Origin of the sequence: Pseudomonas sp. PDM24 (assembly GCF_019218905.1) — a bacterium.
Lineage (GTDB): Bacteria > Pseudomonadota > Gammaproteobacteria > Pseudomonadales > Pseudomonadaceae > Aquipseudomonas.
The window spans coordinates 1,688,002-1,712,687 of sequence record NZ_JAHUWR010000001.1 but is presented as its reverse complement, the minus strand read 5'-3'; the positions used below and the strand labels follow the sequence as shown (position 1 = coordinate 1,712,687).

Below are 24,686 nucleotides of genomic sequence, written 5' to 3'. Positions count from 1 at the left end.
TGAACCGGCTGAAATCGACCCGAAGCAGTCTTCGCTAACGATTGAACTCACAGGCCTGAACAGCCGTTCGGGCAGGTCCGGCGGCATGAGGGTCAGCCCGAAAATATGTACTTGCCTTTGATTTTCCTGGGGGTGACGAAGACGAAGTCTGGAAAGATTTTTCCTCGGACGTACCAAACAAAAGCCAGGATAACGATACTTATAGCTAATGCGATAGTGGTTGTTGCCGGACTCGATGTAAACCCCTCAAGCGATCTTGGGAATTGGAGAAGCGCAAGGAGTATGTACGCGTTGTAGGCGCCGACGCGATGGTTGTAGAAGCCCCATACCAAAAACAAGGGAATCAAGATCATTGAAACACCCATAACCCATTTGGCCGTTGGCCCCATCCTGGCGCCGATATCCAATCCCAGAAAGAATGCAATCAAAGCCTGGACGAGCATTATCGTGATGAGAATATTGACCTTGCGATCGTGCTCGTCACAACGAATTGGATCTGCATACGAAGCTATAAAGTAGGCAAGATGACTGTCTTTTACACCCCGCCCGGAGAGTTGTGAAAACACTTCCGACTTTGCAGTGCCGGCGGTGAGTAGCTCGCGAACTTCTTGCTGAACTTCTTTCTTGCTCAAAGTTGAATGTGAAATGCTTTCTCCTTGCGTCAACTTGACAGATTTCTTAGCAGGAAACACCAGGACAGCTACGGCCCCGATAAAGGCTAGCGTGCCCAAGAAAACGCCGAGGTAAAAACCCCCACCTAGTGAGTAAGTACCTGGCTTCACTCTACCCGGCTTTGCTGGGTCGACAAGAATTTCGATCACTTTTCCTTCCCTGAATGTTGCAACTGATCTTTCAACCGACTCCAGGCTGGTTCTGCAGGGCCGCTGCGATATTTCGAGCGGATAAGTGTATTGCTGTCCGCTCAACTCAAAGGTCACGTTAACCAGAGAGCAATAGGTCATACCCTTACTGCGCATCTCCTCAGAAATGGAGACAGTGGCGACAGTGGCATTCAACTTCTGCCAAGTCTTCGTCTCGTCCACCTCCTTGTACGAGGAAAGAGACACGAGAAGACAGAGCAAGCCAAAGGAAAATAAAACAACGAACAGGGCCGTCCTTAGCAAGAGCAAGAAGGTCTTCATAAGACTCCTTGGCCAACGTGAAATGGAGGTCAGTTGGGATATGACACCTTGGCGGCAAGTCCCCCTGCGCGCGGTGTAATGATGCACTGAGGTTAGTCCGTAGATACTCAAATGCAATGCAACTTCCCGCGCTTCCGCTCCTGGCCGGTTTCTGCCGGTTCCCAGCGACCACCACGCACCGTGACGGTTGCACGGCTCAGACCATCTATCCACCAGGCAATACGCTCGAATAGTCAAAGCGTGGGTGACAACCATTGGCCTTGACCCAACCATGTACGGTATTCACACGCTCCGGCGAACCAAGGCATCGCTGATCTATCGCAGGACGAAGAACCTGAGAGCTGTGCAACTCCTGCTTGGTCATACGAAGCTTGAAAGCACTGTCAGATACCTGGGTATCGAGGTCGATGATGCCCTAGAAATGTCTGAATAGACGGAGGTGTAATTCCTCTGCGATGGTCGCAACTAAACTGTCGCCAATAGCTGCCAGTGAGGTGAACCGGACTGACTAACCGAATTGTAAGCGCTCCATAAACCCCACCTGCACATGAAGCGCCGATTCAAGGATGCTGAGCTCCCATTTCTCGCTCGGATCGACCGATCCGCCGGACGGTCTGTTAGTCGTTACGTGTCTGTTCAAGCCGCTTATCAAGCTCGCTTGGCGGCAAGTTCGGCGTCGAGTGAAGCGTCAGCCAGACGGCCCGCAGAATGTTGATCGCGGCCATGTTCAGGTGTTGTTCGGCGGCGTGCAGGGCCAGTTCGGCTGCCAGGCGCTTGTCGGCAGCACTGAGGTGCGCCGTTTTGTGGGTCATGTCCGCATCGACGTTGGCCAACAGCCCCTGGAGTTCCTGCACCGCCTGATCCGATGCCTGACGCATGTCCGCCAGCAGGCGGCTGGCTTCGGCAGGCGTCATGGCCAAGGCGCGGACGCTGCGAAAAGTCAGGCGGGCGGGCAAGGTGGCCAAACTGAACCCCGTCGAAATTAACTTGCCAATCATGCGAACAACTCCTGTAAACGAGTGTTTCAGCAGCGTATCAGAGTAAATCGCAAAAAAATGTCTGCTCATCGCTTGCCAGAATCAACTCTCCGCCTCTTTTTGGCATCAAGCGTCTGATCGTCGTCAGAACCCTCGAACGATGCGCCCATAGGCACTTTGGAGTCGGATTCAGGCAGCCTCGGCAAAGGTGTTGCACCTAGCCGATGTCCAATTTCTTCAATCGAGCCAGGCCTTGTTTGATATGACCGGCGTTTTCACCCATGGTCTACAGTGGACCACGGACATTTCCCATGGCCGACTTTTTCAACACAATCGACCCAAAGCAGACATCATGTGTCTAGCAAATCTGGAGCAATTCGTTGATGTGAAAATCAAATCCGGCCATGGGCTTTCGGGCGTTCAAACTGACTATTCGCCGGCTCCTTATGCAGCGGCAAACGAGCGGCGGCGATCATGAGCTTGATCCAGTCTGAGCGGCTGAATGGTCATGATCTGAAGGCGCCTGCCGACGCAGCGGGCGAATGAGATTACCGACCTACTGCCGCACAGGTGGATGCCCATCTAACGGTGCAACCTCTGACGGGGCACCGTATCAAGATTTGCCTAGTCGCCAAAATTAACGGCATTACCGTTAATCCGGACATAATAATTATCGAATTCACCGCTTTCGACGAACACAAAGCCATGGCGAGTGTAAAAACGATTTGAAGCGCTTTCCTTGAGAGCACCAACCTTGATGGGACGCCCGATCTCATCAGCCTCTCTGAAAATCTGAGTAAGAACTTCAGAACCGATTCCTGCTCCTTGAGCACTGGGTATCACATACAAGTGGTCAAGCAGAAGCTCGCTCTGATGGTCTTTGATAACGACAAAACCGACCAGATCACCTGATACTTCTATGCGGCGTGTGCTGTTAGCGTCGAACCCACCAAGAAATCGTTCGCGCGCACGATCTGGGTTAAATCGTCCAAGCCGTTCAAGGCTCTCGCGCATGGCCTCAATCCTGATGGCTACCAGATCTTCCAGGTCGTTATTGGAAGCTGCGCATAAAACGACAGCGGAGTTTTGATCAGCGGAGGCTGGCATAACAAGCACCCTAAACATGGCCGGTCAGTCATTATAGAAAACAGAATCCGCATAACACTACTGCTTCGGTTCAATGGAGGCGATGGCTCCATATCAGCTTCAGGGGATGTGTTCGCCGGAGCGCTTACTGCGTATTTAAGGGGCGTGTTCACGCGACTGCCGATGCGGCGGCCGAGCGAGATTATCGAGTAGCTGCCGCGTAGACGGGCGCCCGTTTAACCACGCAAGGTCTGTTGGGCGGACGCTTTCTGTCCAGGGCCAGGCCAGAAGGTTTTAGAAAATGCGTAAGGGGGGCTTGAAACTGGAAGCAGGCTGCAGCTTCCGTTTTCTAGATGCTGACAGTTCAGTTTGAAGAGTTGTTCAGCTGCTGAAGCTCAAGTTGCTTGGCAGCACTGGCTTCGAGGTTTGCACGCTCTTCATCCAGATACCGATAAATGCTTTGGAGGTTGGCGATTTTCTGTTTGATTTCTGCCATCTTCTTTTCAATTAGCTTAGCGCCGTCAGCACAATCGATCAGCTTGTTCCGCTGCGCATCCAGAATCTCGCCTATTTCCCCCAGGGAAAACCCCATGCTTTGCGCGCGCTGGATAAAGTCCAGATCCTGCAGAGTTTGCGTTGTGTAAACGCGATATTTGTTAGTTTGCCGCAGCGGTGAGATCAGGCCGATTTGCTCGTAGTAACGCAGCGTATGGCGGCTGGCGCCGCTGCGGGCCTCGAGTTCGCCGATTTTCATGAAAACACCGCTTGACTATAGAGTTGGGTCGATAGTTTACGCTTGATTTCTCACCTTAAACAAGGAGCAGGGAAATGAGCGTGGAGTGCTTTGTCACGGGGGGTACCGGCTTCATCGGTCAACATTTGGTGGCGTACCTGAGTGCAAAAGGTCACACCATTCGGGTGTTGATGCGTCGCCCAGAGCGACTAGCTGCACTGCGCGAGCAAGTCGATAATTTGGGAGGGTGCGCAACCCGGGTATTTGCCGTAGCTGGCGATCTGGAACGGGACAACCTCGGGCTGAGTCTTGCTGACCGAGAAGTGCTAAGGCACGCCAGAGTCATATTCCACCTAGGCGCCCACTTCGCATGGGGGCTTTCAGTGGAGCATTCTCGTGCGGTGAATGTGGAAGGGGCAAAGCGCGTGGCGCTGTTGGCGGCTGAGCAACAAATCCGGTTAGTGATGATCGGCGGCTACATGCTGAAAAATCATGAACATCTGCAACGCATCGGAATTGATCCTCGTCATCCAGAGTTGACGAATTGGCCTGCCGTCTACCGACAGGTCGGTGGTTACGAGGGAAGCAAGCTGGAGGCGCATTTTGCGACCCTGGAGGTCATGTCCGCCAAGGGCGGGGAGATTACCGTCGTCCACCCTGCGACGGTCTGTGGCCACAGCCGCACGGGGCACATCCTTGACGGTCAGCCGCTGGTGGAGCTGATACGCAACCTTGTGCAGGGAAAGCTGACTGCAGTGCCCGGTACCGCCGAGCACTGGCTGCCACTGGTCACCGTGGATTACCTGGTTGAGCTGGTGGCAGTTTGTGCTTTTGATCCTGCCATGGTGGGCCAGGAACTGCTGGCGCTTGATGACCGAACTCCAAACTTGCGAGAACTCCTGATACAGGTGGCACAACCTTTGGGCTTAAAGTCTCCCAAGCATCACATTTCACTCCGATTGCTGAAGTTGCTACTGAGTATTCCTCCCGTCGCGTGGTTTTTGAATACAAAACCCGAAGCCTTGGACTTTATCCAGACCACTCGTTTTGATACAGCGGCGGTCGAGCAATTTGCCAACAGGCATGGAATAGCCAAACCGGATATACGTCAGTCTTTGCAGCACACTGCAGCGTTCGTCAACTCATATTGCATAGCCAAGGGCCAGGCCCTCTGACTTCTCCCTTGGCGGCGACAAGAAGGCGAATAGCATCCTACTGGGCGATCCAGCTTATGCCACAATAAATACTGGGGTTGGTGGGATCTTCGTATCCTCAAACTTTGCGCCGTCGATATAGGGCGGCATTCTATCGAACGACAATTCAGCGACAGGGATCGTCATCAATGCAATCTACTTTCAGCAAAGGCGTCATATTTGCACTCTCCGCTGCGGCACTGAACGCAACGATCGGTGTACTCAGCAAAATACTCATGAGTAATGGTTTCACCGCTAGCAGTGTCGCTGTCATCAAGACCGTACTGGGTTGCGTTTTGCTCTCGATCTTATTGTTTTTCCTCAAGCGCCCGGCGGCGTCGACCAAATGGACTCAGGCGGCTATCTGCGCATTCCTTGGCATCTTTGTGCTGTTCCATTTCGAAACGTCCGCCTATCGACACTACGCTGCGGCAGGTGTGGTGGTGGTGCTGATGGCCAGTGCCTCAATTTCCTCGATCATTCTGGGGCGCATTTTCCTCAAGGATGCCATCACCGCGAACGCTACCGTTGGTGCCGCACTGGCTATCGCTGGGATCTCGGTGATCTTCGGCGGCGACCTGCAGCAGGGCTTTACCCTGCAAGGTGCTGCGCTCGCCTCCATGGCCGGCTCCGGCTATGGGGCCTTTTCGGTTGCCATGAAGCGTATGGGTGTGTCGGGGGGGCTGCACTTCACCCGACAATTGTTGTTCTTTGGCAGCCTGTACTTGCTGATGCCGGCTGCGGCCGATGGTTTCGCGATGGGCGAGCTGTCGCCGCTGGCGATCGCCGCGCTGCTGGCGCTGGCCACGCTGCCGACAATCCTGGGCTTCTTCTGCACCACCAAGGCCATCGAGTATCTAAAGCCATCCCAAGTGCAAGCGCTGGAGCTGACCGAGCCACTGTTCGCCGCGCTGCTGGCGTTTGTGGCGCTCAACGAAGTACCGCGCGAAAGCCTGTACGCGGGAGCGGCACTGATCATCGTCGGCCTGTGTTTCTCCAATGAATTAATCCGCTTGGGCAGCAAAGCATCCGTTCCTTCGACCGAGTGAGCTATTTTCGGATGTTGGAAACCTTTTCTGATAGCGCTGAAGGACGCACGTGTCAGTAAGACGCGTGCACGGGCTTTCCCTTATGGTTTCAACATGACGTCCCGGCGACCAGCGTCATATTCGTCGAAGATCAGCGCCATCGGCCGGCAGTGCCCAGGGCTGCCATCACCTCGTCCAGTGCCTGCTCGAGGGTGCTGACCGTGCGCTCGATATTGTGCAGCTTTTCGAGTCCGAACAGACCGATGCGGAAGGTCTGGAAGTCGGCCGGCTCGTCGCATTGCAACGGCACTCCGGCGGCGATCTGTAGGCCGTGGTTGGCAATTTCTTACCGCTCTTGATGTCGGCATCATCGGTGTAGCTCACCACTACGCCAGGGGCCTGAAAGCCGGCTGCGGCCACGCTTTTGATGCCTTTGCCGGTCAACATCGCGCGCACCCGATCGCCCAGAGCCTGTTGTTCGTCGCGGACCTTGTCGAAACCGTAGGCTTGCGTCTCTTTCATCACTTCGTTAAACCGCGCGAGGGAATCGCTGGGCATGGTCGCATGGTAGGCATGTCCGCCCTGTTCGTAGGCCTGCATGATCTGAAGCCACTTTCTCAGGTCGCAGGCGAAGCTGCTGCTATGCGTCTGCTCGATGCGCTCGAGGGCCAAAGAACTGAGCATCACCAGGGCGCAGCAAGGGGAGGCGCTCCAGCCTTTCTGCGGTGCGCTGATCAGCAGGTCGACTGCGCATTTCTGCATATCAACCCAAAGCGTGCCTGAGGCGATGCAGTCCAGCACGAACAGGCCACCCACCGCATGCACGGCCTCGCCGACGGCCCGCAGGTACTCGTCGGGCAGGATGATCCCTGATGAGGTTTCAACGTGGGGGGCGAAGACAATCTGCGGCTTCTGCGCGTGAATGGCTGCCAGCACTTCGTCCAGAGGGGGTGGGGCGTAGGCAGCCTGGCGACCCGTGTCGACCGGTCGGGCTTTCAGCACCGTGGTGGCCGCCGGGATGTTGCCCATCTCAAGGATCTGGCTCCAGCGATAGCTGAACCAGCCGTTGCGTATCACCATGCATTGCTGGTCGGTGGCAAACTGTCGCGCCACCGCTTCCATGCCGAATGTGCCGCTGCCCGGGACCACCGCAACAGCCTGGGCGTTGTAGACCTGTTTCAGGGTCCTGGAAATGTTCTTCATCACGCCTTGAAATGACTGCGACATGTGGTTGAGCGAGCGGTCGGTGTAGACCACTGAGTACTCGAGCAGCCCCTCGGGATCGATACTGGGATATAGCTTTGACATGGGGTGACTCCTTTGGCAGAGATCTCAGTGGTATCGACCCTGCCCTAAGCCTTGGCAAATGACAAGATTGCAGTGAGCGCGACAGGTACTCAAAACTGGACTGGAAATCGCACTTCTACGCGAAATCCACATCTGGCTTGTTCTAGATCAATGGCGACTCAGACATCTCCACCAGCAGTTGTCCAAATGCATTGGCCGCGGGCGTCTTTCCCGTGACACTCCATATAAGTCTGAAATCAGCATCCAGCAGCGGTGGCAGGCCATGTTGACCGTCAATCACCACCATACCGGGCTCTAGATCGCCCAGCGGTAGAGCGGTGACGGCAAGCCCCGCCAGTACCGCCGCCCGCAGCCCTTGTTGACTTGGAGAGGTAAAGGCGACCCGCCAATCCACGGTGGAACTCTCCAACGCTTCTATGGCCACCTGGCGGTGCAAGCAGGGCGCTGGTGCAAACGCCAGCGGCAAAGGGGCATCGCCGGTAAAGTCGAAACTATGCGCAGCGGCCCAGACAAACCGGGTTTCGCGCAGCACGGTACCGCCGGCCTGGCTGCCCGGCAATGCCATGACCACGGCCAGATCGAGCCCATCGGCATCGACCTGCGCGCGCAGATCGAGGTAGGTGCCGACGGTTACATCCAGACGGATCCGCCGCTTCTCCGGTGCCTTGCTAGGGTCGGCAGGCATGAACTTCAGCTTCTGGCCATTCATGATTTACCTGCCTCTGTACTTTCAAAATAGCCTGGGCTACGCCAGTGTCGGCACCGGCCTGGCACTGCTGGCCTACACGCTGCCGACGCTGGTTGTCCCCCCGTTAGGCGAACGGCTGGCGCTGCGCTATCGACCTGACGTGGTGATTCCCTCAGGCTTGTTCACCATAGGTCTGGGGTTCCTGCTGATGAAATGGGGCAGCAGTGTCACGCATGCCAGCTGGTTGACAATGCTTCCAGGCTGCCTGATTGCCGGGATCGGACTGGGGCTGACCAATACGCCGGTTACCAATACCACCACCGGATCGGTGCCCAGTGAGCGTGCTGGCATGGCATCGGGCATCGATATCAGCGCTCGTATGATCAGTCTTGCCATCAACATCGCGCTTATGGGATTCATCTTGGTGGAAGGCATCCTGTCTTCCCTGCGCAATCAGTTAAATGGCTCGCCCGATGATGTGCAACTACGGTTGCTGGCGGAGAATATTTCGGCCGGCAACACTGCTGTGTTGGCGCAGACTGGCCAGGGGACTACGATTTCGGTCGATGTCGCCAACGCAGCTTTGGCGCACGGGTTTGGCTGGGTGATGCTGTATGGCGGTATTGCTGCGTGGGTGCTAGTGGCGGCGAGTTGCCTGGTCTTTCGTTCGAGCAAAGCCGTTCGTTCTCAGCTGTGACTGTAATTCGAAGGACCGCTTTTGGCTGATCCTGTTGAAAAAGTGTCTGACTCACTTGGGAAGCGCTGAACAAACATCTGATTCGTAGCTCGTCGACGTGGGCGAGCACTGCTATTTCGGACCGATTTGAGTCTTGGTTTTGCAGGCTGGCAGTATCGCCCCGTGTTGCAGGTGGATTGTTCCGGGGCTTCGCACTAGCGACGATAATAACCGTGATCATCCTTGTAACGGTGCCGCATGGCTCGATCCTGGTGGCGCTCCCAATCACGATGGCGTTCAGCTTCTCGGCGGGCTTGCTCTCTACGCCACTGATCTCTGCGCCAGTCGTCTCGGCGCCAATTGTCCCTACGATCATGCCAACGGCCGTCATGCCAGTATCGGTCGTCATGGGCAAGCAACGGCCCTGGCTGCTTGCCGGCCATACTCGCCAAGGTCGGCCAAGGGTTGCCGGCGGCCTGGACAGGAGCCTGTACGGCTGGGGCTTCAGTTGCGAAAACAGGGGTTGAAGTTTTCATCTGTGTGGCTGATGCCGAGCCCACTGCCGCGAACGCGAACAGGCCGAAGAGCACCATCCGTGGGACATGGAATTTCATGCGCGAAGACAACCTCTGATTGACAATAGGGCGTGTGGCCATCTGGCAGTGGGAAGCCTGCGGGGGGCGTGCTTACCTGGCGAATGTACCTATCCACATAGACCGATAAATAGGGAAAAGTTCTAGGGAACCGTTGCTTAAATAGCCAACGCTCTCAGCGTTCGACCATTTTTGAAGTTTGCTTTCTCGATGCCCGCTTCTGGCCGTTTTCTGCTCTGCGCGAAGTGCAGCAATAGCTCATGCTTAGATGTTGGGATGGTAAAAAATGATGCTGGTTGCGACGGCCGTTGCCGCAGGAACTTCAGGGTATTGGCCAGGTCAATAGCGGCCCGGTATTGGAATTGCCGAGCAGCGCTGTGGTCTGTTTTACGGCAGTGCCGTCCGAATTCACTCGAGTCCGCCCCCTGATGCCAACCAAGAGATTTCTGCCGGGTCTCATTCTGGTGTTCTGCGCCGTCGCGTCGCTTTGTTCGTTTGCTGCCGAGCGAAGAGCGCCTGCGCAAAGCAACAGCGCATCAACGACCCTGATCGAAACCGCCTCGCGGCAGTATGAAAATGGCCAACTGGATCAGGCCGCCGCCACGCTGGAGCGTGCCCTGCATATCCAGCCGAACAATCCCGCGACGCTGCATTACCTCGGTGTGTTGCGTCTTCAGCAGGGGCAGTACCAGCAGGCTGAAACCTTGGCGGTGCGCTCGAACATGCGGGTGGGTCGCAACGTCGAGTTGCGCAACCGCAACTTCCAATTGATCCAGGCGGCGCAGCAGGCCCAGTCTTCGAGTACCCCACCCAATACCAAAGAGAACCTGGTCGCAGTACAGAAGGGGTTGGCAGAGGAGAGCCAAAGGCGCCGCGAAGCGGAAATGGCGGTTGTTGAGCAATCCACTCAGAACACTGGGCGCGACGCTGACAACTTCACTCGCGCAGAGGCAAATCGGGTTTCGGATGCACCGACGGCTGGCAGAGCCGGGCCCGAAGGACAATTGCAAATGGTTAATGTCGAGCCAGAGCCTGCGTACGGTGAGGTTGAGATACCCCGCGGCCATATGCCACCTCCGGGTAAATGCCGAATCTGGTTTCCTGATCGTCCGCCGGGGCATCAGCCTGCACCGGGCAAATGCAAGAAGCTGCGATATCGGGTTCCATCAGGGGCCTACCTGGTGCATGGCTGAGTTTCTGGTGTCCCGGGTCGACTGACTGTTTCGGCTCGTTTTTCAGCTGGTGGAGCGGCTTACTATCAGGATGTCCCCTATGCGGTAGCTGATAAGCGCGTAGTTACAGCTCCAGGTGCTGCTCCGGTCAGTTTCATGGCTAAAATCTTGTGCACCTTGGGTATAAGTGACGAAAACCTCAAAGCCTACTTGGCAATGCACGCTGCCGAGCACTACCAGATGCGATAGTTTATAGAATCAGCAGGAACTCAGATAAGCGGATCGCTGGGATTGATCAGGCCGCTTTGTTGATTGCGGATATTACCGATAGCGCGGTCGACCTTGAACCACTCGAAAGCCTCCGGCGGTTCCCACTGTAATAGCATTATTTGCTCCGCGCGCTTTTCCGATGTAGCTGGATTCAGCCATTCCCGCGCCAGTTCGGGATTGAGCGTCACTGGCTGCCAGTCGTGTATATCCACCACGCCGCCCTTGCTGTCGGCGCTGATGAACACGAAGCCGTCATGCGCCTCCGGTGCATGCTCGGCGGTGGGATACTGGCCTATTGCGGTGCAGAAGATTGGGGCGCGATCCTTGCGCCGGATCAGATAAGGCTGTGGTTTCGCTCCACCTCCGTCCACCCATTCAAACCAGTTGTCGATCGCGATGATCGCCCGATGCGGCCATATCGTTCTGAAGAATGGATTATGGGCAACTCCGTCTACTCGGACCTTGATCGGCGCGGCATGCTCCATTGCCCAGCGTGGCCGCCAGCCCCAGCGCACCATGTCGGCTCGCATAAACTGACCTTCCTGGTGGAAGAGGGCGAGCTGAGCGGATGGCGCGACGTTGTAGAGCTCTAAAGGCTGGTCTCCTGCATAGTTGATCAATGCGTTTGGAATGTTGAGCGCCGCGACAAAGTCATGAATGCCTCGGTACTGGGAAAGACGTCCGCACATAGTTGGAAGCCTCCGGTTGTGTTTTCAGCGTAGTCCAGAACCTGGCGGCTTGATGAGGAAACCTTGTCTCAGTGTCGACCCGAACATCGGTTTGGGGTGTGGCGCGCACTGAGCCATAGGCCGATTCCTATATTGCTGAGTGGCAATGGCCAGCTTCGGTCTCTTTTTTTCGGGTAATGCACCACACGCGATACGCGCAACGCGTGTCGAAATCAGACTCGTAAGTGGCGCACTCGGGCTACTGGCTTCCAGGTCAAGACGCGTAAGGTGGCGCGTCACTTCATGGCCGTGTGCGGCTGTGATGCTTGATTTAGAAACTCCGGAGCGTTGAGGTGCGCCGCGTCCGAGACGCGGCAACAGGGAAAAATGATGATCGCCTGACCCTCAGTCAGTACGCCTAACGTCGATCACCAGAGAACAAAAAAAAACAATGAATAACCTGAACTCCAGAGATTCGAACGGTCAGTTGGCGCAGGGTTTCAAACCGCGTCACGTCACAATGCTTTCTATCGCGGGGATTATCGGCGCAGGTTTGTTTGTTGGCTCGGGACATGCCATCGCTGCGGCGGGGCCGGCGGTATTGCTGGCTTATCTGTTTTCCGGCCTTTTGGTCGTTCTGGTCATGCGCATGCTGGGCGAAATGGCGGTTGCCAACCCGGACACCGGATCTTTCTCTACCTACGCCGACCAGGCAATCGGGCGTTGGGCAGGCTTCACCATCGGCTGGCTCTATTGGTGGTTCTGGGTGCTGGTGATACCCATCGAGGCGCTCGCGGCCGGGCATGTATTGAACCAATGGTTCCCGCAGATCGATACCTGGTTGTTTGCCTTGACGTCGATCATCCTGTTGGTCGTGACTAACCTGTTCAGCGTGTCCAAATACGGCGAGTTCGAATTCTGGTTTGCGATGGCCAAGGTCGTGGCGATCATCGGCTTTATCGGTCTTGGTTTTGCGGTGTTGATGGGTTGGATTCCCGAGCGCGAAGCCAGCGGGTTGAGTCGACTCATGGAGGAACATGGCGGTTTCGCGCCCAACGGTTTGTCTGCGGTTGTCGGGGCATTCATCACCATCATGTTCAGCTTCATCGGTACAGAAGCGGTGACCATTGCCGCTGCCGAATCCAGCAATCCGGCGCAGAACATCGCCAAAGCCACACGCTCGGTGATCTGGCGGATCGGGGTGTTCTACCTGCTGTCCATTTTCGTGGTCATTTCCGTGGTGCCCTGGAATGATCCGTTGCTGGCGTCGGTGGGCTCTTACCAGCGAGCGTTGGAGCTGATGAACATTCCCCACGCCAAGTTAATGGTAGATGTGGTGGTGTTGATTGCCGTGGCCAGCTGCATGAACTCGTCGATCTATATTGCCTCGCGCATGTTGTTTTCGCTGGGCAAACGCGGTGATGCACCGAAGCCGCTGAAGGTGACGTCGTCGGATGGCGTGCCGAGGGCAGCGGTGATCGCCAGCACCGTACTGGGTGCCGGCGTGACCTTGTTCAGCTACTTCATGCCCGCCGGACTGTTTCAGTTTCTGCTCGCCAGCTCCGGCGCCATTGCCTTGCTGGTGTACCTGGTTATCGCAGTGTCGCAACTGCGCATGCGCAAGATTCTGCTTCGGCAGAATGTCACGCTGACCTTCAAAATGTGGTTGTTCCCCTGGCTTACCTGGTTGGTCATCGCCTTCATCTGCGCAGCGTTGGCGGTGATGATGGTGACGCCTGAGCACCGTATGGAAGTTTCTTCGACCATCGGCCTGGCACTGGTGATTTCCTTTATCGGCCTTGTGACCGCGCGTCAGCATGGGCAGCCGCGCAGTGCAGTGTCGGCGGAAAGTGCATAGCAGCCATATCAGCATAAACCTGCTTGCGATCTTTTCAGTGCGCCAGCAGTGGCGGGGCGGTTAACGCCGCCAGCGCCACGGGCCATTGCCGCTCACTGCGAGAAAAACATCGATGGCATACGACACCTCCAAGGCCGTTCCTCTGCAAACCATTGGTTTTTTGCTGCTGGACCAGTTCACGCTGATCTCTTTGGCATCTGCCATTGAGCCTCTGCGAATGGCCAATCAGTTGACCGGACAAGAGCTGTACCGCTGGCACACCTTCAGCTTTGGGGGCGAGCGGGTGTGGGCGAGCGATGGCATGCCGATCACTCCGGATGCGGCGATCAATAACGCACCGATACTGGATACTGTGATCGTCTGCGGTGGCATTGGCATTCAAAGCGCGGTGACCCGTGAGCACATTACCTGGTTGCGAGCCCAGGCGCGGCGCGCGAAGCGGATAGGGGGCGTGTGCACAGGTAGTTGGGCCTTGGCCCAGGCAGGCTTGCTCGATGGCTTCGATTGCAGTGTGCACTGGGAGTTTCTGGCGGCCATGCAGGAAGCATTTCCGCGAGTGAACCTCAGCTCCAGTCTATTCACCCTTGACCGAGACCGCTTCACCAGCTCCGGTGGCACCGCGCCAATGGACATGATGCTGCACTTGATCAGTCGCGATCATGGTCATGAACTGTCAGCAGCCATCTCCGACATGTTCGTCTACGAGCGAATCCGCAACGAACAGGATCATCAACGCGTGCCCCTTAAACACATGCTTGGTACCCACCAACCGAAATTGCAGGAAATCGTCGCCTTGATGGAGGCCAATCTGGAAGAGCCGATCGACCTCGACGAACTGGCGAACTTTGTCAGTTTGTCCCGTCGACAGCTGGAGCGGTTATTCCAGAAATACCTGCATTCCTCCCCATCACGCTACTACCTCAAGCTGCGTCTGATCCGCGCTCGTCAGTTACTCAAGCAAACGCCGATTTCGATAGTAGAGTTGTCGGTGGTGTGTGGCTTTGTGTCCACACCCCATTTTTCAAAGTGCTATCGCGAGTATTTCGGCATTCCACCCAGCGATGAGCGCTTGGCGACGCAAACGCAACCGCAAGTGACATCAAGGCCGGTTGTACAGGCGTTGCCAATGGCAAGGCCGATGAGTTTGCTGGATCAGGCTCGTGATGAATCAACGTTCGCCAGTATCAAAATTCTGAAACCCTGAACGATCCGGTACGCAATAAAGTCAGCATCTGAAACCGAAATAGCGTCGATACTTCCCGAGCGATGAAGTACTGCATTGTGTTCGAGAAAGCAGCCGCCGTTTGAGCTGCCGCTGACGCTGGCTTCTGGATCCAATCAAGGACGGCTCGGCAAACTGCGCTCTCTGCTCTTTCGATAAGTTGCCAGTGAAGGCACAATGCGCATCCTTTTTTTGGCTGGCCTTGCCGGAGGCCTCGAAATGATCAAGACGCCGTACTACCTCATCGACAAACAAAAGCTGCTGGCGAACATGCAGAAGATCGCTTATGTGCGCGAACAGTCCGGGGCCAAGGCCCTGCTGGCACTCAAGTGCTTCGCCACCTGGTCGGTGTTTGACCTGATGCAGCAATACATGGACGGCACTACGTCGTCGTCGCTCTACGAGCTCAAGCTCGGTCGACAGAAGTTCGCTGGCGAGACCCATGCCTACAGCGTGGCCTGGGCCGACGACGAGATCGAGGAGATGCTCGACAACTGCGACAAGATCATCTTCAACTCCATCGGCCAGCTGCAGCGCTACGCCGAGGCTTCAGCCGGCAAGGTGCGCGGTCTGCGGGTCAATCCGCAGGTGAGCAGCTCGGATTACCTGTTGGCCGATCCGGCGCGGCCGTTCAGCCGTCTGGGTGAGTGGGATCCGGTGAAGATCGAGCAAGTCATCGAGCAGATATCGGGCTTCATGTTCCACAACAACTGCGAGAACGCCGACTTCGGCCTGTTCGACCAAATGTTGAGCACCATCGAAGAGCGGTTCGGCCATCTGCTGCACAAGGTCGAATGGGTCAGCCTGGGCGGCGGCATTCACTTCACCGGTGAAGGCTACGCGATCGACGAGTTCTGCGCGCGGCTCAAGGCCTTCTCGCAGAAATACGGTGTGCAGGTCTACCTGGAGCCGGGTGAAGCCGCCATTACTCAGAGCGCCTCGCTGGAAGTCACCGTGCTCGACACTCTCTACAATGGCAAGCACCTGGCCGTCGTGGACAGCTCCATCGAGGCGCATATGCTCGATCTGCTGATCTATCGCCTGAATGCCAAGTTGGCGCCCAGCGAGGGCGAACACACCTACATGGTGTGCGGCAAATCCTGCCTGGCCGGCGACATTTTCGGCGAGTATCAATTTGATCGTCCCTTGGCCATCGGTGATCGGCTGTCGTTCGTCGACGCGGCGGGTTACACCATGGTCAAGAAGAACTGGTTCAACGGCCTGAAAATGCCGTCCATCGTAGTGAAACAACTCGACGGTAGTGTCGAGGTGGTTCGTGAGTTTGGTTTCAACGACTACATGTCCAGCCTTTCGTAAGCTGGCAGAGAAGGAGAGAGAGAAAAATTGAAGAAGAACGTGCTTATCATTGGTGCAGGAGGTGTCGCCAAGGTGGTGGCCCACAAGTGCGCGCAGCACAACGATGAACTCGGTCGTATTGCTATCGCGTCGCGCAACATCTCCAAATGCCAGGCCATCATCGACAGCGTCAAGGCCAAGGGCAGCCTCAAAGAGCCCGCTGACATCAAAGCCTTCTCGCTGAACGCTATGGATGTCGAGGCGACCAAGGCGCTGATCCGCGAAACCGGATCGCAGATCGTCATCAACGTCGGTTCTGCCTTCCTCAACATGTCGGTGCTGCGTGCCTGCATCGATACCGGCGTGGCCTACCTGGACACCGCCATTCACGAAGAACCGGGCAAAATCTGCGAGACGCCGCCCTGGTACGGCAACTACGAGTGGAAGCACCTCGAGGAATGCAAAGAGAAGAACATCACCGCCATCCTCGGTGTGGGCTTCGACCCGGGTGTGGTCAACGCCTATGCAGCGTTGGCGCAACAACAGTATTTCGACCGTATTGATTCGATCGATATTCTCGACGTCAATGCCGGTTCCCATGGCAAGTATTTCGCCACCAATTTCGATCCGGAAATCAACTTCCGCGAATTCACCGGACAAGTGTGGAGCTGGCAGAACAGTCAGTGGACCAGCAACACGATGTTCGAAGTCAAACGCACCGACGACCTGCCAGTCGTAGGGGCGCAGAACCTGTACCTGACCGGCCACGATGAAGTGCACTCCCTGTCCAAGAACCTCGGCGTGCCCAACGTGCGTTTCTGGATGAGCTTTGGCGAGCACTACATCAATGTGTTCACCGTACTCAAGAACCTCGGCCTGCTCTCCGAGCAACCGGTCAAAACCGCTGAAGGCCTGGAAGTCGTGCCGCTGAAAGTGGTCAAGGCCGTGCTCCCTGATCCGAGCTCGCTGGCTCCCGGCTACACCGGCAAGACCTGCATTGGCGACCTGGTCAAAGGCACCAAGGATGGCCAGCCGCGCGAAGTGTTCATCTACAACGTCGCCGACCACGAAGAAGCCTTTGCCGAAACCGACAGCCAGGGCATTTCCTATACCGCTGGCGTGCCACCTGTGGCGGCCGCCCTGTTGGTCGCCCGTGGCGAATGGGATGTGCAACGCATGGCCAACGTCGAGGAGCTACCGGCCGAGCCGTTCCTCAAGGCGCTGGATGTGATGGGTCTGCCGACCCGCATCAAGGACGAGAATGGAGACCGTCCCTGGAGCTGAAACGCCTGAGGCGTGCGAAATACAGGTGAATCTTGTATTTCGCTCCAAACACAAAAACGCCGCTCATTGAGCGGCGTTTTTGTTTGTGCGTCATCTGTTGTGCCAATCCCGGTGCGGGATTTTATTGCATGGGGTCTTGCGACCGTGGATACACGTCCTGTTTTTTGATCACACTGGCCAGGCGCGGCTTATCACCTGGCGCCAGTAATCGCTCGATGGCGCCACTCACCATGTTTTCCAGCAGATTATCGCGCTCTTGTTCATCCAGCGAATAGTGCGTCAGCCAACTGGGCGCGCTGTTGAGCAGGGCGGCAATGGCATGACCGGCGGCCAACACGCCCTGTTCACTGAACCGGGGGCGGATGCGCAGTATCAGCAGCAACTTGCGTTCGTACTGCTCGCGCAGCTGCCGGACCCGTTGCTGCTGCTCTTCATTCAGGCAGCCGCTGTCGCGCTCCACCAGACGAAAATGCCAGGGCATTTCCTGATGTAGATTCAGGTGCGCGCGAATCAATTGATTGAGTCTGTCGCGTTTTGCCGGGGCCGTTTGTTCGATGCGCCCCAACGTGGCCAGCAGCTCTTCGTAAAACTCCTCGATCAGGTCGAGCAGCAGGTGCTGCTTGCTGGGGTAATGGTAATACAGCGAGCCCGGGGCGAGCCCCAGGCAGGTCGCGAGCTCACGCATGCCGACTTGACCGAAACCCTTGCTGGCAAAGAGCTCCAGCACCTTGTCCCGGTATTCGGCGAAGCGTGAGCACCGCTCAGGCATAGACATGGAAGCCACGCCCCGTTTTGCGTCCCAGGTAACCGGCGGCGACCATTTCCTTGAGCAGTGGAGCGGGGCGGTATTTGCTGTCGTTGAAGCCGTCATAGAAGGCTTCAAGGATTGCCAGCACGGTGTCCAGGCCGATCAGGTCCGCCAACGCCAGCGGGCCGATCGGCTGGTTGCAGCCCAGGCGCATGCCGGCGTCGATGTCGTCGACGCTGGCCAGGCCTTCTTGAAACACCAGGATCGCTTCATTGATCATCGGCACCAGAATCCGGTTGACCACGAAACCCGGACGGTTGCCGGCGGTGATCGCGGTTTTGCCGAGAGTGGTCGCCATGTCCAGCGCCAGGGCGTGGGTGGCATCGCTGGTTTGCAGGCCACGAATCACTTCGATGAGGCCCATCACCGGCACCGGATTGAAAAAGTGCAGACCGATGAAACGTTCAGGCTGGCTCACACTGGCGGCGAGCTGCGTAATGGACAGCGACGACGTGTTGGAGGCGATCACGCAGTCAGCGCTGACCTGCGCGGCGATTTGTTGCAGCAAGCGCAGTTTCAGGTCGAGATTTTCGGTGGCGGCTTCAATCACCAGCTGCACGTTTTGCAGGCTGTTGTAATCGGTGCTGGTGCGAATCTTGTCGAGGGCAGCGAGCTTTTGCTCAGGCGTCAGCGTGTTTTTGGCGACCTGCCGATCAAGGTTTTTATCGACGGTCGCAATTGCCTTTTGCAAGGCACTCTCGGCAATGTCGATCAATGTCACGTTGAAGCCGGCCAGGGCGCAGACTTGCGCGATGCCATTGCCCATGGTGCCGGCGCCGATGACGCCAATGTTCTGAAGATTCATGCGCATGCCCTTATCAAACCCGCTCGAACAACACGGCGATGCCTTGGCCGCCGCCGATGCACATGGTCGCCAGGGCATAACGGCCTTGGCAGCGATGCAGTTCGTGAATCGCTTTGGTGGCGATGATCGCGCCAGTGGCGCCCACCGGATGGCCCAGCGAGATGCCCGAACCGTTGGGGTTGACCTTCTGTGGATCGAAGCCCAGTTCTTGCGCTACGGCACAGGCTTGGGCAGCGAAGGCTTCGTTGGACTCGATCACATCAAGGTCGGCAACGGTCAGGCCGGCGCGCTTAAGCACCAGGCGGGTGGCGGGAATCGGTCCCAGTCCCATCATCGACGGTTCAACGCCTGCGTGGGCATAACCGACCAGTCGAGCCATAGGCTTGAGGCCTTGTTCCTGAACAGTCTGGCCCGTGGCCATGATCAGTGCGCCGGCACCATCATTGAGGCCGGACGCGTTGCCGGCGGTGACGCTACCGTCTTTTTTGAAGGCGGGTTTCATACGGCTCAATTGCTCGGCGTTGACCTCGGCCCGCACATGCTCATCCGTCGCAAACGTAACCGTCCCTTTGCGGGTTTCAATTTCGATCGGCACGATCTGCCCGGCAAAACGCCCTTCGGCAATCGCCCGGGCAGCACGCTGCTGGCTGAGCAGCGCCAATTCATCCTGGGCCTGACGCGTGATGCCATAGTGCTCGGCGATATTTTCAGCGGTGATACCCATGTGGAAACCGGCAAACGGGTCTTGCAGTACCCCAAGCATGTAGTCGATGGCCTGCATGTCGCCCATGCGTGCGCCCCAGCGCGCCTGTGGCAACAAGTACGCGCCTCGGCTCATGGACTCGACGCCGCCTGCCAGTGCAGCGCCTGCATCCCCCAGCATCAAACTTTGCGCGGCACTGACAATCGCCTGCAAACCCGAACCGCACAGGCGGTTGACGTTGAAGGCGGGCGTCTCTTTCGTCAGGCCGGCATTGATCGCTACGGCTCGGGAGATGTAGGCATCACGTGCCTCGGTCGGGATCACATGTCCCATCACGGCATGACCGATGTGCTCGGGCGCCAGGCCTGAACGTTCGATGGCGGCGCGGCAAACGTCGGTTGCCAACTGAATAGGCGGCACATCCTTGAGTGAACCGCCAAAACTGCCGATGGCAGAACGAACGGCGCTCACTACAAAAATATCGGAATGGTTCATGTTGGCTCTCTGAATAGGTCTTTTTTGTTGGGCACGAGTCTAGAATCAGCAGCGCCACTGGCCTATGCCAAAACTGTTCAAGGGTGATGGCGTTTTTTGCCATATTCAGATGTGACGAGAGAGGCATTCAAATGCGGGAAACGGATTCGGTGGCGGTTTACTTCATGTACCCCATGATCCATGCACTACGTGAAGAACCACAGCGTCTGCGGTCAGTGCTTGAACAAGTGGGAATTGATCCGGCACTGATGGACCAGCCGACGGCACGGGTGCCGGCCACGGCTTTCGCCGCGTTGTGGCTGGTGCAGATTCGTGAGTTGAACGACGAATTTTTCCAGTTGGACTCCCATGGAATGCCGCCGGGCAGTTTTGCCTTGATCTGTCGGGCATTGATTCAGGAGCCGACGCTGGAAAAAGCCATGCGTCAGTGCCTGGCCAATTTCGCCCTGTTCCTGCGTGATTTTCGCGGCACGTTGAGCGTGCGTGGCAAGCGTGCTGTCATCAGCTTGCAGACCCGTGCGCAAAGCAACGAGGTCAGCCGGTTGGGCGAAGAAACGTTTCTGGTGTTGATGATCAGCCTGCTGTGCTGGCTGGGTGGGCGGCGCATTCCGATCGATCGGGCTGACTTTCGTCATCAGCGTTTGTCGCTGCGTGATGATGCCATGCTGTGGGGGCCCAACCTGACCTTTGGCACCGAACGCACCGAAATCGAGTTCGCCAGTCACTACCTGCGCCTGCCGGTGATTCAAGACCTTGCTTCGTTAAAAGTGTTTTTACGCACCGCACCGCAATGGCTGGTTATCCGCTTCCGCAACCAGCATGGGCTGACCTCGCAGGTTCATCAGCGTCTGCGCCACAGCCATTACAGCGAATGGCCGACCTTACAAGCCTTCGCCCTGGAACAGCACCTGAGCCCCAGCACCTTTCGCCGCAAACTAGGACGTGAAGGCTGTTCGTATCAGGAGATCAAGGATGAAGTGCGGCGCGCGGTGGCGTTTGAACGGTTGCGCCAGAGCAAGGCGAGCATCAGCGATATTGCCGAGCAGTTGGGATTTCAGGAGCCGAGCGCGTTCCATCGCGCGTTCAAGAAGTGGACGGGGGAGAGCCCGGGGCGGTATCGGGCGCGGTTTCAGGCATCGGAGGCAACTGATTCATGAATTGCGCTTGCTCGCAATGCGCAGACCCGCGAGCAGTTCCTCCGTGCCATGACGCTGAACACCGGTCCTGTAACGCCTCAACCGCTTACCGCTGCGTTGCCACTTCTGAGGTCCGCCGTTGCGCCATCACAAACAAAGTCAATAAACGCTCGTAACTTTGGCGTCAGGTAGCGGCTCGACGGCCATACCACCTGGATGTTCAGTGTGCGCAGCACTTTGTCGTCCAGTATCGACACCAGCGCTCCGGCCGCCAGTGCCTCGCGTACCGCAAACTCCGGGACGCAGGCGATGCCCAGGCCTTGGCGGGCCATGTGGATCAGCATTTCAAGATTATTGCAGACCATCGTGGCCGGTACTTTCAACTCAGTACCTTCGGCAAGCCCCGACAGTGGCCATTTTTCCAGTTTGCCCGTGGAGGGCAGTTTGTAATGCAGACAGTGGTGCTCCTGCAGTTGCTCGACATTCTGTGGGTAGCCGTGGCTCGCAAAGTAACTGGGGGCGCCGACGAGGTAGAAGCTGAAGCTGTCGAGTTTCCTGGCCATTAACCGGGAGTCGTGCAACTGGCCAGTGCGCACCACGGCGTCAAAACCTTCCTCGACTACATCCACCAGCCGATCGGTGAAGTCCAGTTCCAGCTGGATTTCTGGATAGTGCTGCATGAATCGTGAGAGCTGCATAAACAGAACGTTGCCCAGCAGCGGCAGGCTGATGCGCAGTTTGCCTCGCGGTGTCTCGCTGAAACTGGAGAGTTCCTGCTCGGCGGCTTCCAGTTCGTTGAGCACCCGGCGGCAGCGCTCCAAAAACAACGAGCCTTCACTGGTCAGGTTGATGCTGCGGGTATTGCGATGGAACAGGCGTGCGCCGAGTTTCTCTTCCATGCGCGCGATGCTCTTGCCCACCGCAGAGGCGGAGATCCCCAACAAACGACTGGCTCCAACAAAACTGCGGCTTTCGGCGACCTGCACAAACACCGTGATGCCATTGAGCTTATCCAACACTCACTCCTTTGATTGCGGACAAAAAGGTCCGTGGACCTCGGAATTGTAGCCTCTGTTTCCTGACAACGGCCCCCTCTATCCTCGAGACATCGAGTCATTCTTCCAACTATTCAGGCCCGCCAATGTCAGTCAACGAACCGCTCCGCCCATCACAGTCTCTACGCTCGCGCATCGACGCGGTGCTGGAGCAGACCTTGCACGATCAGCGCCTGGTAGGCGCAGTGGTGCTGGTGGCTCACCGCGGCAAGCTCATTTACCAGCGCGCGGCAGGGTTGGCCGACCGCGAGACGCAGTTACCGATGCGCGAGGATGCCTTGTTTCGGCTGTCTTCGGTATCCAAGCCAATCGTTTCGGTGGCGGCACTGGCGCTGATCGGCCAGGGCAAACTCAACCTGGATGACGACATCAGCCGCTGGCTGCCTTACTTCAAGCCGACCCTGAGCGACGGCCAGCCAGCGACGATCACGGTGCGTCAATTGCTGAGCCATACCGCCGGCTTCACGTATGGTTTTCTGGAAAGCGATCAGGGTGGTCCTTATCGTGACGCCGGTGTGTCCGATGGCATGGAGCGCAGCAACCTGACGCTAGAAGAAAATCTGCGTCGTCTGAGCCACGCGCCCTTGTTGTACAAACCGGGCAGTTCGTGGGGTTATTCGATTGCGACCGATGTCTTGGGCGGCGTGATTGCTGCGGTCACTGGCACCTCGCTGGCCGCCGCAATCGACGCGCTGATCGCCAAGCCACTGGGTTTGCGCGATATCGGTTTCAGCGTGTCCGACGCCAGCCGCCTGAGCCCGGCGTACCTGAACGATCAGCCACAGCCGCGGCGCATGAAAGAGCTGGAAGTGGTGCCGGTTTTCGAAGGCACCGCCGGCATCAAGCTGGAGCCGAGCCGGGCCCTCGACCCACAGGCTTTTAACTCCGGTGGTTCGGGATTGATCGGCAGTGCCGGTGAGTTCCTCCAGTTGCTCGAAACCCTGCGCAAAGGCGGGGCGCCGTTGTTGCCTGAAGCGCTGGTGGAAGAATTGGCCACCAACCAGACCGGCGAGCTCGAACTGGAAAACTGGCCCGGTCGCGGCTTCGGTCTGGGCTTTACCGTGCTCAAGGACCCGGCCGCCGCCCAGACGGCCGAGTCGGTGGGCAGCTGGCGATTGGGCGGTGCCTATGGACACTCCTGGTTTGTCGACCCGGCCGAGCAATTGACGGTCGTTGCCTTCACCAATACCGCCTTCGAAGGCATGTTCGGACAATTTACCGTCGACCTGTGCAACGCCGTTTATGGGGCGAATAACAGTGACCGCAACAAAGTCGTGGTCACGCTGGAGTCAGACTCATGAAAATGCTCCATCCGATCTACTTTCTCGCTCTAGGTCTGTTTGGCGTTTACACCATTGAGTTTGGCGTGGTCGGAATTCTTCCGGTGATCATCGAGCGCTTCGCGATCAGTGCGTCCCAGGCCGGCCTGTTGGTGGGGCTGTTTGCGCTGATCATTGCGGTCTTCGGCCCGGTTATGGTCTTGCTGCTGTCGCGCTTCAATCGCAAGAAGATCCTGACGATTGCATTGTTCATTTTTGCCGGCACCAGCGTGCTATCGGCCTACGCACCCAACTTTGAATCGCTGATGGTGCTGCGGATCATCCCTGCGTTGTTTCACCCCGTGTACTTTTCCCTGGCCTTTGTCGCTGCCGTTTCGCTGTACCCACCGCAGGAGTCGACCCGCGCCGCCGCCAAGGCTTTTGTCGGCACCAGCATGGGCATGGTGTTGGGGGTGCCGTTGACGACGCTGATCGCGGCGCAGTTTTCCTATGAAGCGTCGTTTCTGTTCTGCGCCGTGGTCAACTGCATTGCCGGTCTGGGGATCATTGCCAAGCTGCCGGACGCGCCCGACAAACAGCGGGTTTCCTATAAAGAGCAACTGGCCATTCTGCGCAAGTTCCCGCTCTGGCTGAACATCACCGCCTCGACGCTGATTTTTGCCGCGATGTTTTCCGTCTACAGCTACTCAGCCGAGTATCTGGCCAAGGAAGCGGGCATGAGCGCGCAGATGATCAGCATCCTGCTGGTGGTTTTCGGTATTGGCGGCGTCGCGGGCAATTTGTATGCCGGCAAGCTGATCGGGCGGAACATGGTTCGGACAACCCTCTTGCACCCGATCCTGCTGGCCAGTGCCTATGGGCTGTTGTACCTGTTCGCCGGCCCGTCCCTGATGACCATGCTGGTTATCGCGGTGATCTGGGGCGCGACCCATACCAGCGGGCTGATCGTCACGCAGATATGGCTGACCTCCGAAGCGCCGGAAGCGCCCGAATTCGCCACCGGCATTTATATCTCGTTCATCAACCTTGGGGTGACCATTGGATCAACTACGGGTGGGTGGTTCCTGGCACGCATGGGCTTGCAGGGCACCCTATACAGCGGTTTGTTATTTGCCGCGCTGGCCGTGTTGGTCATCGTGGTTAAAGTCCTGTTTTTCAGTGCCGAGCCGCGCAAGGAAGGCGCGCAGATCGCCGCGGATTGAGTTGAACT

Annotated in this window: 21 protein-coding genes and 4 pseudogenes; 13 read left to right on the top strand and 12 right to left on the bottom strand. The window is 57.2% G+C overall.

The features are described 5' to 3' along the window. Nucleotides 1–92 precede the first annotated feature (92 nt). Nucleotides 93–1,142: a DUF3592 domain-containing protein gene (locus KW837_RS07665; RefSeq protein ID WP_218395096.1), complete on the bottom strand. Its 1,050-nt coding sequence runs from the start codon at nt 1,140–1,142 to the stop codon at nt 93–95. A 184-nt stretch (nt 1,143–1,326) separates the two neighbouring features. Between KW837_RS07665 and KW837_RS07660 the strand changes: the two are divergent. Then, nucleotides 1,327–1,575, top strand: a pseudogene (locus KW837_RS07660) (tyrosine-type recombinase/integrase); the annotation flags it as partial. 184 nt (nt 1,576–1,759) lie between these two features. Here the strand turns inward: KW837_RS07660 and KW837_RS07655 are convergent. After that, nucleotides 1,760–2,140 (bottom strand): hypothetical protein, encoded by a 381-nt coding sequence (locus KW837_RS07655; protein WP_009043509.1) that lies wholly within the window; start codon nt 2,138–2,140, stop codon nt 1,760–1,762. Nucleotides 2,141–2,506: 366 nt separating this feature from the next. On the opposite strand from KW837_RS07655, the pseudogene KW837_RS07650 reads away from it, so the two are divergent. Beyond that, nucleotides 2,507–2,705: pseudogene (locus KW837_RS07650) on the top strand (IS66 family transposase); the annotation flags it as partial. Nucleotides 2,706–2,743: 38 nt separating this feature from the next. Here the strand turns inward: KW837_RS07650 and KW837_RS07645 are convergent. Continuing rightward, the gene (locus KW837_RS07645; RefSeq protein WP_218395094.1) at nt 2,744–3,226 is read right to left on the bottom strand and encodes a GNAT family N-acetyltransferase; all 483 of its coding nucleotides are present in this window, start codon (nt 3,224–3,226) and stop codon (nt 2,744–2,746) included. A gap of 343 nt (nt 3,227–3,569) precedes the next feature. Beyond that, nucleotides 3,570–3,959, bottom strand: coding sequence for a MerR family transcriptional regulator (locus KW837_RS07640; protein WP_123494942.1), 390 nt, complete (start codon nt 3,957–3,959; stop codon nt 3,570–3,572). Nucleotides 3,960–4,033: 74 nt separating this feature from the next. Here KW837_RS07640 and KW837_RS07635 point away from each other — a divergent pair, with 74 nt between their 5' ends. Both KW837_RS07635 and KW837_RS07630 read left to right on the top strand, forming a co-directional pair. Then, on the top strand, nt 4,034–5,113 hold the full coding sequence (locus KW837_RS07635) for an SDR family oxidoreductase (protein WP_218395093.1): 1,080 nt from the start codon (nt 4,034–4,036) through the stop codon (nt 5,111–5,113). A 167-nt stretch (nt 5,114–5,280) separates the two neighbouring features. Further along, nucleotides 5,281–6,180 (top strand): DMT family transporter, encoded by a 900-nt coding sequence (locus tag KW837_RS07630; protein ID WP_008075485.1) that lies wholly within the window; start codon nt 5,281–5,283, stop codon nt 6,178–6,180. 130 nt (nt 6,181–6,310) lie between these two features. Here KW837_RS07630 and KW837_RS07625 read toward each other — a convergent pair. Next, a pseudogene (locus KW837_RS07625) lies at nt 6,311–7,467 on the bottom strand (aminotransferase class V-fold PLP-dependent enzyme). Between the two features lie 142 nt (nt 7,468–7,609). After that, nucleotides 7,610–8,152: a LysR substrate-binding domain-containing protein gene (locus KW837_RS07620; RefSeq protein WP_256348551.1), complete on the bottom strand. Its 543-nt coding sequence runs from the start codon at nt 8,150–8,152 to the stop codon at nt 7,610–7,612. On the opposite strand from KW837_RS07620, the pseudogene KW837_RS07615 reads away from it, so the two are divergent. After that, a pseudogene (locus KW837_RS07615) lies at nt 8,109–8,852 on the top strand (MFS transporter); the annotation flags it as partial. The gene KW837_RS07620 and the pseudogene KW837_RS07615 overlap by 44 nt on opposite strands. A 194-nt stretch (nt 8,853–9,046) precedes the next feature. Here KW837_RS07615 and KW837_RS28730 read toward each other — a convergent pair. Continuing rightward, on the bottom strand, nt 9,047–9,445 hold the full coding sequence (locus KW837_RS28730; protein WP_256348550.1) for a hypothetical protein: 399 nt from the start codon (nt 9,443–9,445) through the stop codon (nt 9,047–9,049). A 407-nt stretch (nt 9,446–9,852) separates the two neighbouring features. On the opposite strand from KW837_RS28730, the gene KW837_RS07610 reads away from it, so the two are divergent. Continuing rightward, entirely contained in the window at nt 9,853–10,617 is a 765-nt protein-coding gene (locus KW837_RS07610; RefSeq protein WP_218395174.1) for a tetratricopeptide repeat protein, read from the top strand. A gap of 248 nt (nt 10,618–10,865) precedes the next feature. Here KW837_RS07610 and KW837_RS07605 read toward each other — a convergent pair whose 3' ends face one another. Further along, nucleotides 10,866–11,555 carry an SOS response-associated peptidase family protein gene (locus tag KW837_RS07605; protein WP_218395092.1) on the bottom strand — a complete coding sequence of 230 codons (690 nt, stop codon included), beginning with the start codon at nt 11,553–11,555 and terminating at the stop codon, nt 10,866–10,868. Nucleotides 11,556–11,985: 430 nt separating this feature from the next. Here KW837_RS07605 and gabP point away from each other — a divergent pair, with 430 nt between their 5' ends. From gabP to KW837_RS07585, 4 genes are all read left to right on the top strand, one after another. After that, nucleotides 11,986–13,392: a GABA permease gene (gabP, locus tag KW837_RS07600; RefSeq protein ID WP_063343841.1), complete on the top strand. Its 1,407-nt coding sequence runs from the start codon at nt 11,986–11,988 to the stop codon at nt 13,390–13,392. Nucleotides 13,393–13,504: 112 nt separating this feature from the next. Beyond that, nucleotides 13,505–14,596, top strand: a complete 1,092-nt coding sequence (locus KW837_RS07595; RefSeq protein ID WP_218395091.1) for a GlxA family transcriptional regulator — start codon at nt 13,505–13,507, stop codon at nt 14,594–14,596. A 237-nt stretch (nt 14,597–14,833) separates the two neighbouring features. Continuing rightward, nucleotides 14,834–15,931, top strand: coding sequence for a carboxynorspermidine decarboxylase (gene nspC / locus KW837_RS07590; protein ID WP_218395090.1), 1,098 nt, complete (start codon nt 14,834–14,836; stop codon nt 15,929–15,931). A gap of 27 nt (nt 15,932–15,958) precedes the next feature. Continuing rightward, entirely contained in the window at nt 15,959–17,194 is a 1,236-nt protein-coding gene (locus tag KW837_RS07585) for a saccharopine dehydrogenase family protein (RefSeq protein ID WP_033036557.1), read from the top strand. 121 nt (nt 17,195–17,315) lie between these two features. Here the strand turns inward: KW837_RS07585 and KW837_RS07580 are convergent, their stop codons facing one another. The 3 genes from KW837_RS07580 to KW837_RS07570 are packed head-to-tail and all read right to left on the bottom strand — an operon-like array spanning nt 17,316 to nt 20,005. Beyond that, on the bottom strand, nt 17,316–17,969 hold the full coding sequence (locus KW837_RS07580; protein ID WP_218395089.1) for a TetR/AcrR family transcriptional regulator: 654 nt from the start codon (nt 17,967–17,969) through the stop codon (nt 17,316–17,318). Further along, nucleotides 17,956–18,807: a 3-hydroxybutyryl-CoA dehydrogenase gene (locus KW837_RS07575; protein ID WP_218395088.1), complete on the bottom strand. Its 852-nt coding sequence runs from the start codon at nt 18,805–18,807 to the stop codon at nt 17,956–17,958. The genes KW837_RS07580 and KW837_RS07575 overlap by 14 nt, the downstream gene beginning before the upstream one ends. Before the next feature lie 13 nt (nt 18,808–18,820). Then, nucleotides 18,821–20,005, bottom strand: coding sequence for an acetyl-CoA C-acyltransferase family protein (locus tag KW837_RS07570; protein ID WP_095631998.1), 1,185 nt, complete (start codon nt 20,003–20,005; stop codon nt 18,821–18,823). 131 nt (nt 20,006–20,136) lie between these two features. On the opposite strand from KW837_RS07570, the gene KW837_RS07565 reads away from it, so the two are divergent. Then, nucleotides 20,137–21,162, top strand: coding sequence for an AraC family transcriptional regulator (locus tag KW837_RS07565; protein ID WP_218395087.1), 1,026 nt, complete (start codon nt 20,137–20,139; stop codon nt 21,160–21,162). Nucleotides 21,163–21,239: 77 nt separating this feature from the next. Here the strand turns inward: KW837_RS07565 and KW837_RS07560 are convergent, their stop codons facing one another. Beyond that, on the bottom strand, nt 21,240–22,157 hold the full coding sequence (locus KW837_RS07560; RefSeq protein ID WP_218395086.1) for a LysR family transcriptional regulator: 918 nt from the start codon (nt 22,155–22,157) through the stop codon (nt 21,240–21,242). A gap of 125 nt (nt 22,158–22,282) precedes the next feature. Between KW837_RS07560 and KW837_RS07555 the strand changes: the two genes are divergently transcribed. Together KW837_RS07555 and KW837_RS07550 are read left to right on the top strand one after the other, a co-directional pair. Next, on the top strand, nt 22,283–23,497 hold the full coding sequence (locus tag KW837_RS07555) for a serine hydrolase (protein ID WP_218395085.1): 1,215 nt from the start codon (nt 22,283–22,285) through the stop codon (nt 23,495–23,497). After that, nucleotides 23,494–24,678 carry an MFS transporter gene (locus tag KW837_RS07550; RefSeq protein WP_218395084.1) on the top strand — a complete coding sequence of 395 codons (1,185 nt, stop codon included), beginning with the start codon at nt 23,494–23,496 and terminating at the stop codon, nt 24,676–24,678. The genes KW837_RS07555 and KW837_RS07550 overlap by 4 nt, the downstream gene beginning before the upstream one ends. Nucleotides 24,679–24,686: the final 8 nt, after the last annotated feature.

Bases quoted from the DNA above. Each gene is read 5' to 3' on its own strand.
- KW837_RS07575 (WP_218395088.1), bottom strand. From the start codon at position 18,807: ATGAATCTTCAGAACATTGGCGTCATCGGCGCCGGCACCATGGGCAAT.
- KW837_RS07665 (WP_218395096.1), bottom strand. From the start codon at position 1,142: ATGAAGACCTTCTTGCTCTTGCTAAGGACGGCCCTGTTCGTTGTTTTA.
- gabP (WP_063343841.1), top strand. From the start codon at position 11,986: ATGAATAACCTGAACTCCAGAGATTCGAACGGTCAGTTGGCGCAGGGT.
- KW837_RS07620 (WP_256348551.1), bottom strand. From the start codon at position 8,152: ATGCCTGCCGACCCTAGCAAGGCACCGGAGAAGCGGCGGATCCGTCTG.
- KW837_RS07550 (WP_218395084.1), top strand. From the start codon at position 23,494: ATGAAAATGCTCCATCCGATCTACTTTCTCGCTCTAGGTCTGTTTGGC.
- KW837_RS28730 (WP_256348550.1), bottom strand. From the start codon at position 9,445: ATGAAATTCCATGTCCCACGGATGGTGCTCTTCGGCCTGTTCGCGTTC.
- KW837_RS07555 (WP_218395085.1), top strand. From the start codon at position 22,283: ATGTCAGTCAACGAACCGCTCCGCCCATCACAGTCTCTACGCTCGCGC.
- KW837_RS07630 (WP_008075485.1), top strand. From the start codon at position 5,281: ATGCAATCTACTTTCAGCAAAGGCGTCATATTTGCACTCTCCGCTGCG.
- KW837_RS07580 (WP_218395089.1), bottom strand. From the start codon at position 17,969: ATGTCTATGCCTGAGCGGTGCTCACGCTTCGCCGAATACCGGGACAAG.
- KW837_RS07645 (WP_218395094.1), bottom strand. From the start codon at position 3,226: ATGCCAGCCTCCGCTGATCAAAACTCCGCTGTCGTTTTATGCGCAGCT.
- KW837_RS07565 (WP_218395087.1), top strand. From the start codon at position 20,137: ATGCGGGAAACGGATTCGGTGGCGGTTTACTTCATGTACCCCATGATC.
- KW837_RS07570 (WP_095631998.1), bottom strand. From the start codon at position 20,005: ATGAACCATTCCGATATTTTTGTAGTGAGCGCCGTTCGTTCTGCCATC.
- KW837_RS07605 (WP_218395092.1), bottom strand. From the start codon at position 11,555: ATGTGCGGACGTCTTTCCCAGTACCGAGGCATTCATGACTTTGTCGCG.
- KW837_RS07640 (WP_123494942.1), bottom strand. From the start codon at position 3,959: ATGAAAATCGGCGAACTCGAGGCCCGCAGCGGCGCCAGCCGCCATACG.
- KW837_RS07655 (WP_009043509.1), bottom strand. From the start codon at position 2,140: ATGATTGGCAAGTTAATTTCGACGGGGTTCAGTTTGGCCACCTTGCCC.
- KW837_RS07635 (WP_218395093.1), top strand. From the start codon at position 4,034: ATGAGCGTGGAGTGCTTTGTCACGGGGGGTACCGGCTTCATCGGTCAA.
- KW837_RS07610 (WP_218395174.1), top strand. From the start codon at position 9,853: ATGCCAACCAAGAGATTTCTGCCGGGTCTCATTCTGGTGTTCTGCGCC.
- KW837_RS07595 (WP_218395091.1), top strand. From the start codon at position 13,505: ATGGCATACGACACCTCCAAGGCCGTTCCTCTGCAAACCATTGGTTTT.
- nspC (WP_218395090.1), top strand. From the start codon at position 14,834: ATGATCAAGACGCCGTACTACCTCATCGACAAACAAAAGCTGCTGGCG.